The following is a 7,944-nucleotide window of genomic DNA, read 5'->3' on the forward strand; positions in this document are numbered from 1 at the left end:
CGCTCTATCCGCTTCTCTCGCGCCCGATTACCCGCCTTGATTTCCTAATCGGCAAGTTTCTTGGCGCGTACTTTGTCTCGGCGCTGGCTTTTCTTATTTTAATTGCAGTGGGATGCCTGGCCATGTGGCGTTTCCACCTATCTTTAGGCTCAATCGTTTGGCAGTATATATTACTGAAGCTATTTGCCCTCTGGATGCTCACCGCAATTACGCTGGCGCTATCTCTTATCACAACTCCAGCAGCCAATGTGACTTTTTGTATTCTATTTACAGTAGGAGCCGGAACAATCAGCCGCGGTCTACTTTTGAGTTATGAAGGCATGATGCCTATCACTCGATTTCTATCAAATATTCTCTATTATGTCCTTCCCCATGTCGACCTATTTGACTTGGGCAAGAAAGTCGCCTATGGTTGGCCTCCTGTTCCAATTTGGGTCATCGGCACATTAGCGCTCTATGCTGTGTTGTACTCAACGGCAATGCTCACTCTTGGCTGGCTTAAATTCAATCGGCAGGCAGTATGATGAAACGCGAATTAATTGGTTTTGGATTTGCTGTAATGCTGCTAGCGAGCGGTGGATTTATTGCTCGTAAAACAGCTCCACAGATTACAACCGATCCGACGGATGGGCATGTTTTCGAGGCGATGGAAGGCTCTTCAACGGCCTCCGTCTTTGGTGAGTTTAGAACCAACATGGCCGGTTTTTTATGGCTCAAGGCCGACCAATACATCCATGGCGGGGTTGCGCTTCGATCTTTAACGGATGATGAACACCAAGCGAATGCGATCAGACGCGCCTCAATCGCTGATGGTGAAGCTAACGGCACTCACGATGAACGCAATGAAACAACGGTTATTCCGGAAAGTGATCGTGATTTTCGCGGTTGGTTAGGAGAAATTGAACGGCAAACGCAACCCTTCTATGATATTCGAGGCCACAAACACCACAATCCAAGTGAAACCTTGCCGCTCATCCGCTTTGCCACCTGGGCAGATCCTCATTTTGTCCCCGGTTTTGTTGTGGGCGCTAACATTATTGCCAGTGACAATACCCGCGTTCAAGAGGCTATTGCCTACCTAAACGAGGGGCTTCGCTCCAACACGCGCAGCATCGTTATCTTAACCGAGTTAGGGCGATTTTACGGCTATCACCTTAGACAGTTCGATGTCTCACTCATTTCATTGGATAAGGCCATCAGCATTGCCCGAAGTCAGAAGTTCAGAAGTGAAGATGACGACGAGGCGTTTTTGAATGCGCTTCGATGGAAAGTTTTATGTCTAAGGCAACCGAACAAACAATATCAGGAAGCCTTAGCAGTAGTCGAAGGTCTAACCTACTTCCCTGAAGACCGAGTCTTACAAGAAATGCAAAAGAAGCTAAAATAGCGTCTTCTAGCGTGCCGCTTTTTGCAACAGAATCGAGTTATTGTGGTAAGTCTTCATCAAATCGATCTTCCACCGACCGTTTTGTCTCTTCATCGAATAAGTAAGGTCGAAACTTACGCCTTTGCCCTCAGGAGTAACGACCGATTCTCGAGTTGTCACTTCAGCGTCATCACCTTTTATCTTCGATCCAAGAAATTTGAATGAACTCTTTCCATTATCTGGATTCTTTTTTTCCTCTATCAAAGACCTGACAATCTCATCTAAATACTGTTCCTTGGTTCGGTTTTCAGTGGCCAAGACAGACTCTATCTCAGGAGTATATTCAATATATATAAGCTCCCTGACTAGTTTGCAATCGCCTCTTTCCGTCGCTTTTATCAAGTTCATAACCGACTGCTCAGCCTGATCGGGAGCATTATTGATGAGGTAGAAAAGAGAACATGCAATGATGAGAAATACTATCGCGCCGATAATGGGGGTGAACTCAGGAGGTTTGCGCGGCGGCGGAATCTTGACTGTATCAGAAAGAATTTTTATCCTATCGCCAAGGTCTTGCTCCTCTTCTTGCGGTTCTTCCTCAGGTACTCCCTCTACAACTTCCGGAGAAATTAAATAATCGGCGTTCCAATCAATCGCACCGGCTGTGCGCTCCCAGTCCATTTTAACTTCGAAATCCTCTTGCTTATCCTCTCCGATGATATCGATAAGCGCAACTGCGCCGGCATGCTTGGGATCGATTCGCTTGGCCTCAAGGATTAACGGGCGACCTTCGTCTATTTGACCCATCTTGATTAATTGGACGCCAAGATTGTAATAAGTATGTGCTGAACTGGGACGCAAAGCTAGAGCGGTTTTAAAAGCTTCCAATGCCTCTTCATGCCTACCCAACTTCGATAAGGAAGCGCCTAAATGGGATTGAAGCTCATAATCGTCTTTCGCAGAAACCCCTGCTGCCAGAATCATCTCAGCAACAGCTTCAAAATCGCCCTTTTCGAATAAACAAATCGCATCTGTTCGTAAAGCTTCTGTCCGTTCCTCGTGCATACATATCTCCTCAACCTTAAACCCACACCCTCACAGCAAGGCGAGGTGACAACTTATTATAATAGATATGCACTCATTTTAGTGCGATCCAAACTAATCATATACCGTTGGCATCTTAATGTCGAGCTTAGAAATATCGATAATCCACTTGCCATTCTGTTTGACAAGATTGTAAGTGACATCGGTCTCCGAACTAACACCTGCCCCTTTATGCACCTCTTCTTTGGCAGTTACTACTGCTTTATCACCCCTTACATCAGAGTTGATGATGGTGCAAGATAGTTTATTGGTCTGCTGCGATTTGCGTGCATCAAGCCACCACTCAATCAACATCTTTTTACTATCGCTAGCGCCCAAACTGGTCACCGTTGTTAGCTGATCAACGGTTACAATATCGCCCCTGTCAAGAGCGTCCCAAAGCAGTTCAACCGTTTCTTTAGTCTCATCCTTTTTGCCTGAGAGCATAAGGGCAATCATACTCACAATAAGCACAAGCCCAATGAATACCCCCAAAATGATAAGCGGCATCTGTGAGTTTGGTTCTTTTGGAAGCTTGAATGGCTCCGAACTAGGAGATGGCTGACGAGTCACCGGCGCAGGTTTGGCAGCGGGAGGCGTGCTCGGCTGAACCGGTTGTCGAGGTGGCGTTTGAGAAATAATTGTTGTTGGCGGAACCGTAACAACTGGAGGAGCAACTGAACCCTGCATCGTTGATTCAGGAGCGCTGATCGATTGTTCCTTAATCAGAGTACTGCTACTAATTGGAGGCGCGCCGACGGGAGTGGGTTTACTCCAATCAATCGCCCCTGCACTCCTTTCCCATTCCGTATGAGCTTCTATCATCTCATCTTTATCTGCGCCAATCCGAGCTAATAGCGAAGCAGCGCCGGCATGTTTGGAATCGAGGCGATTGGCTTCAACTATCATCGGACGCCCTTGGTTTTCGTGACCCATCTTTACGAATTGAGCTCCTAGATTATAGAAAGCCTGAGCGGTAGTAGGACGAAGAGCAAGCGCACCGCGAAAAGCCTCAACCGCTTCCTCATCCCGCCCAAGCTTAGAGAGTGATGACCCAAATCGCGATTGCAGATCGTAATCATCATCCGCTACCCGACCGGCAGCTAAAATCTTTTCGATAACCACCTCGAACAGCCCCTGCTGATAAAGATCGAACACCTCATTGCGTAAAATCTCCGTTCGCTCCTCATGCATCTTCTCACCTCGAATCAACAAAATCTAAAGCTAAAACAGCATCAACACTAAAATCCAATTATTAATATACAAGCTCTCTTATTTATAAGTTCGCCATGCGCTATTAAAAATCCTCTTCGCGAAGAAAGTTTTTTTGTAAATTGACAAACAATTTTTTATTGAGCGGTTTCAAACCCTTCCTTATTCAATCGGCGTCATTTCTATGTTAGCTTCCGGTTAGGAAATCCGTGCTAGTATTAAGGGCATTCGTTCGGATACAATAGAACAGTTAGAGTGAATGAATTGCTGCTAAGGGTTTATCTCCGAAGTACGCAGTTCCATCCTATTGCAAAACCGATCGAAAGGACCTACTGTCTTGCCGGAGATACTTGGACATTTAATGCTGGTGCTTCACTCTCATATTCCTTATGTGTTATCACATGGGAAGTCGCCTCACGGCACTGACTGGATATTTGAGAGCGCCGCTGAAAGCTACCTGCCTATCCTGAACGCCTGCGAGCGATTGACCAACGAAGGCATTTCGCCTAAGATCACGGTCAACATGACCCCCATCCTGCAGGAACAGCTTGCTGACGAGTCTTTTAAGAGTGAATTCGTAGACTATCTGCAAAATGCGGTCAATGTCGCTATCGATGACCAACGCGATTTTGTCGCAAAAGGCAACCTTTGGCAGGGTGGATTGGCCTATTTCTGGCAGCAATTCTATTCCCGGCAATTAGAAGAATTTAAAGAAAAGCATAATCACAGCGTTCTCAGCGGCTTCAAAAAGCTTCAAGATGAAGGCCACATCGAAGTCATCACCAGCGCCGCTACTCACGGGTATCTTCCATTACTTGGAACCGATGAATCAGTGCAGGCTCAGGTTAAACTTGGGGTCAAGACTTATGAGAAACACTTCGGGTGTGAGCCACGAGGAATTTGGCTTCCCGAATGCGCTTATCGGCCAAGTTACGAATGGAGTCCGCCAGTTGGCGACAAGGGCAAGCCTTTCTATCGCAAAGGCGTTGAAGCGGTTTTAGCCGAGAATGGATTACAGTACTTCTTTGTTGATTCGCACATGCTCCGAGGCGGCAGCCCGTTGGGGACTTACGCTGATCGCTTCCCTGCTCTGACACAACTTTACAAGCAGTTTTCAGATTCATTCAAGAACATGGAAGGGGCGAATCGTTCCGAATACGAAAGCTATTGGGCGGCAGGTCCCGGCGAAACCTATGCGCCAGTTGCCTGCTTTGCCCGCGACCCTGAGACTACTGTCCAAGTTTGGAGCGGTTCGCACGGCTATCCTGGCGATCCGCATTATCTCGAATTCCATAAGATGCATTACCCAGGCCGTTTGCGCTATTGGCGTGTCAGCGAGAACAAGGCAGATTTGGGAGCTAAGGCGCTCTACGAACCTCTGCATTCCTACGAACGTCTCTGCCAACATGCCGATCACTTCGTTGAGCTTGTTAAGAACACAATGGCCAACTATAAGCGCAACACAGGACGTATTGGCTGCATGGTCTCGATGTATGATACCGAGCTTTATGGACATTGGTGGTTTGAAGGGCCAGAGTGGCTTTATGAGGTCACCAAACGCCTCGCAAGCGACCCGCAGATTAAATTAGTCACCGCTAGTGAGCAGTTTGAGATGAACCCGCCCTCCTCGGCGGTTCATCTACCCGAAGGATCGTGGGGAGAAGGCGGCTATCACTCAATCTGGCTCAACGAGCAGAACGCCTGGACATGGGAAGATATTTATGCAGCTGAGCGCGATTTAGTTAAGTTGATCGACAAGTACCGCATGAACCCAGAGGTATCGCCAATTCTTAAACAGGCGGCTAGAGAATTGCTTTTGCTTGAATCCTCCGACTGGCAATTCCTCATCAGCACTTGGTCCGCCCGTGACTATGCTGAGGTAAGAGTTGCAGAACACTCACGAATGTTCAAAGCCCTGGCTGATATGGCTCGCAAAGTTGGCGAAGGCGGCTTACTTAATGAGCAAGAAATCGAGATCTATAAGGATAGCGAGTTAAGGGATAATCCGTTCCAAGACCTCGACCTCTCCTATTGGTCCAACACCGAATTTCCAGCGGGAGCCGCTTTTTAACGATTAATACTATGATCGCTTCACCGGATAAAACGGAAGCTACTTATGCACCCCCTTCACTTCGAAGAAGGGTGCCTTTTCTATTGTCCTTAATCATCCTGGCTGTAAGTCTATTTGCGTTGATGGTGGTTTCAACCTATCTAGGCGCAGCAGAATTGTCGTTTGCCGATGTCCGTGATGCAATTCTGGCTCGAATCCCACTAATAGGTTCCCATATTCGTCCACCTTCGGAGATAATTGACGTAATAGTCTGGAAGCTTCGTATGCCGCGTGTGGCGTTGGCCGCTTTGGTGGGTGCAATGCTGGCTATCGCGGGGGTTGCTTTCCAAGGGCTACTTCGCAATCCTCTAGCAGACCCCTATATTGTGGGGGTCTCATCAGGAGCGGCAGTCGGTGGAGCGGTTGCCACTTTGCTTGGAGTATCCGGCGCCCTTTTTGGCTTCGGCGCTCCGGCAATTGCTTTCCTATCCGCGATGCTCGGGATGACACTCGTCTATTCGCTTGCGAAACGCGGCAACCAAGTGCAAGTAGGAACATTTCTTTTAGCTGGCGTTGCGGTTGGCTCGGCGCTCTGGTCGTTGATTACGCTTCTTCTGATTGCAGCCCATAAAGACTTCAACAGCATCTTATCATGGTTGATGGGAAGTTTTGCCGATTGCACCTGGGATCACTTATTAATCACTGCTCCATTAGCTCTCATCGGATGGCTCGCCCTTCAATGGCAAGCGCGGGCATTGAATGTGTTTAGTCTCGGTGAAGAAACAGCGGCTCATTTGGGGATCGAAATCGAGCAACTTAAAAGAATTATTCTTATCGCCGGTTCGGTTATCACAGCCGCAGCCGTATCCGTTTGCGGCATTATTGGTTTCGTCGGCCTTATCGTCCCTCACATTGCCCGTCGTCTATTCGGCGCCGACCACCGAACTCTTTACCCAGCCTCTGCTTTTTTGGGTTCAATTTTAGTCGTTGGCGCCGATATTATGGCTCGTATGCTCCTTCGGCCTATTGAAATCCCTGTGGGCGTCATCACCGCCTTGATGGGCACTCCATTTTTTATCTATCTATTAAAACGAACGACATAATGATGAATTCATTTACTTGCTTGCGTGGATATTATCGCAGGCAGTAAAATAAGTATTGTTGACTAGTTAAAGAATTTAGCTTTGGTTGGAGAATAAACCTCTATGGCAAATAAAGTAGTAGAAATCGGGCTGCAAGACTCGGCAACTCCGCGTCCACCCGGCGTTAATTCCGGTCCAGGGTTTGTTATTGGTCAGATTGATGACCTCGTGAACTGGGCGCGCCGCAATAGCCTGTGGCCCCTTACTTTTGGGCTTGCATGCTGTGCAATCGAAATGATGTCAACAGGAGCATCCCGATTTGATATTGCACGGTTTGGGATGGAAGCATTCCGCCCTTCTCCGCGGCAAGCGGACGTGATGATTGTTGCCGGACGATTATCCAAAAAAATGGCTCCTGTGCTTCGTCAACTCTACGATCAGATGCCTGAACCTAAATGGGTCATCTCGATGGGAGCTTGCGCTTCGACATCGGGAGTATTTAACAACTACGCTATTGTTGAAGGGGTGGATCAAATCGTGCCCGTCGATGTGTATGTTGCCGGATGTCCGCCCTCACCCGATGCGCTCATTTATGGATTGCTTCAACTCCAACGCAAAATACGCAGCCAACGAACGGGAATGCTTCTTGAGCTCAAGGCTAAAGGAAGTTCGATATGATACGCAACATCGTAATCAATATTGCCGGCCCGATCATCGAAGGTTTAAAAACGACGATTGCGCACCTAAACAAGAAAAAGCATCCAACCAATACGGTGTGTTATCCCGAGGAAAGAAGAGAAAGCTACCCTCGAACCCGTTGGCGACATGTATTAGCCCGCTATGAGAATGGTTTGGAAAGATGTATAGGATGTTCACTCTGTGCGGGGGCTTGTCCGGCTCGGTGTATCTATGTAGAAGCCGGTGATAATACGGACGAAAAACGCTTTTCACCGGGCGAACGTTATGCCAAACGCTACGAAATCAATATGCTGCGCTGCATCTTTTGCGGCTTTTGTCAGGAAGCTTGCCCGACAACTGCAATCGTTTTGAGAAGCGATTTCGAACTCTCAAGCTATACCCGGGATGCGATGATCTTTACTAAAGAAATGTTGCTTGAAGCGTTGCCGGTGGACGTAAACAGATAATCAAAT

The 7,944-nt window shown here is 47.7% G+C and carries 8 protein-coding genes; 6 read left to right on the forward strand and 2 right to left on the reverse strand.

Features of this window, described 5'->3' with window-relative positions; genetic code table 11:
- Both WCO51_07180 and WCO51_07185 read left to right on the forward strand, forming a co-directional pair.
- The coding region (locus WCO51_07180; GenBank protein MEI6513044.1) for a hypothetical protein at positions 1–524 on the forward strand (524 nt) is incomplete at its 5' end.
- Positions 521–1,387, forward strand: a complete 867-nt coding sequence (locus tag WCO51_07185) for a hypothetical protein (protein ID MEI6513045.1) — start codon at positions 521–523, stop codon at positions 1,385–1,387. The genes WCO51_07180 and WCO51_07185, both read left to right, overlap by 4 nt.
- Positions 1,388–1,393: 6 nt before the next feature.
- Here WCO51_07185 and WCO51_07190 read toward each other — a convergent pair whose 3' ends face one another.
- Entirely contained in the window at positions 1,394–2,431 is a 1,038-nt protein-coding gene (locus WCO51_07190) for a tetratricopeptide repeat protein (GenBank protein ID MEI6513046.1), read from the reverse strand.
- 93 nt (positions 2,432–2,524) lie between these two features.
- On the reverse strand, positions 2,525–3,643 hold the full coding sequence (locus tag WCO51_07195) for a tetratricopeptide repeat protein (protein ID MEI6513047.1): 1,119 nt from the start codon (positions 3,641–3,643) through the stop codon (positions 2,525–2,527).
- Between the two features lie 325 nt (positions 3,644–3,968).
- Between WCO51_07195 and WCO51_07200 the strand changes: the two genes are divergently transcribed.
- From WCO51_07200 to nuoI, 4 genes are all read left to right on the forward strand, one after another.
- Positions 3,969–5,732, forward strand: a complete 1,764-nt coding sequence (locus WCO51_07200) for a 1,4-alpha-glucan branching protein domain-containing protein (protein ID MEI6513048.1) — start codon at positions 3,969–3,971, stop codon at positions 5,730–5,732.
- A gap of 83 nt (positions 5,733–5,815) precedes the next feature.
- Entirely contained in the window at positions 5,816–6,814 is a 999-nt protein-coding gene (locus tag WCO51_07205; GenBank protein ID MEI6513049.1) for an iron ABC transporter permease, read from the forward strand.
- A gap of 102 nt (positions 6,815–6,916) precedes the next feature.
- Positions 6,917–7,471, forward strand: coding sequence for an NADH-quinone oxidoreductase subunit B family protein (locus tag WCO51_07210; protein ID MEI6513050.1), 555 nt, complete (start codon positions 6,917–6,919; stop codon positions 7,469–7,471).
- Positions 7,468–7,938, forward strand: coding sequence for an NADH-quinone oxidoreductase subunit NuoI (nuoI, locus tag WCO51_07215; protein MEI6513051.1), 471 nt, complete (start codon positions 7,468–7,470; stop codon positions 7,936–7,938). Before WCO51_07210 ends, nuoI begins: the two co-directional genes overlap by 4 nt.
- Positions 7,939–7,944 lie beyond the last annotated feature (6 nt).

This window comes from bacterium, from assembly GCA_037131655.1.
Lineage (GTDB): Bacteria > Armatimonadota > Fimbriimonadia > Fimbriimonadales > JBAXQP01 > JBAXQP01.

Bases quoted from the DNA above. Each gene is read 5' to 3' on its own strand.
- WCO51_07185 (MEI6513045.1), top strand. From the start codon at position 521: ATGATGAAACGCGAATTAATTGGTTTTGGATTTGCTGTAATGCTGCTA.
- WCO51_07190 (MEI6513046.1), bottom strand. From the start codon at position 2,431: ATGCACGAGGAACGGACAGAAGCTTTACGAACAGATGCGATTTGTTTA.
- WCO51_07195 (MEI6513047.1), bottom strand. From the start codon at position 3,643: ATGCATGAGGAGCGAACGGAGATTTTACGCAATGAGGTGTTCGATCTT.
- WCO51_07210 (MEI6513050.1), top strand. From the start codon at position 6,917: ATGGCAAATAAAGTAGTAGAAATCGGGCTGCAAGACTCGGCAACTCCG.
- nuoI (MEI6513051.1), top strand. From the start codon at position 7,468: ATGATACGCAACATCGTAATCAATATTGCCGGCCCGATCATCGAAGGT.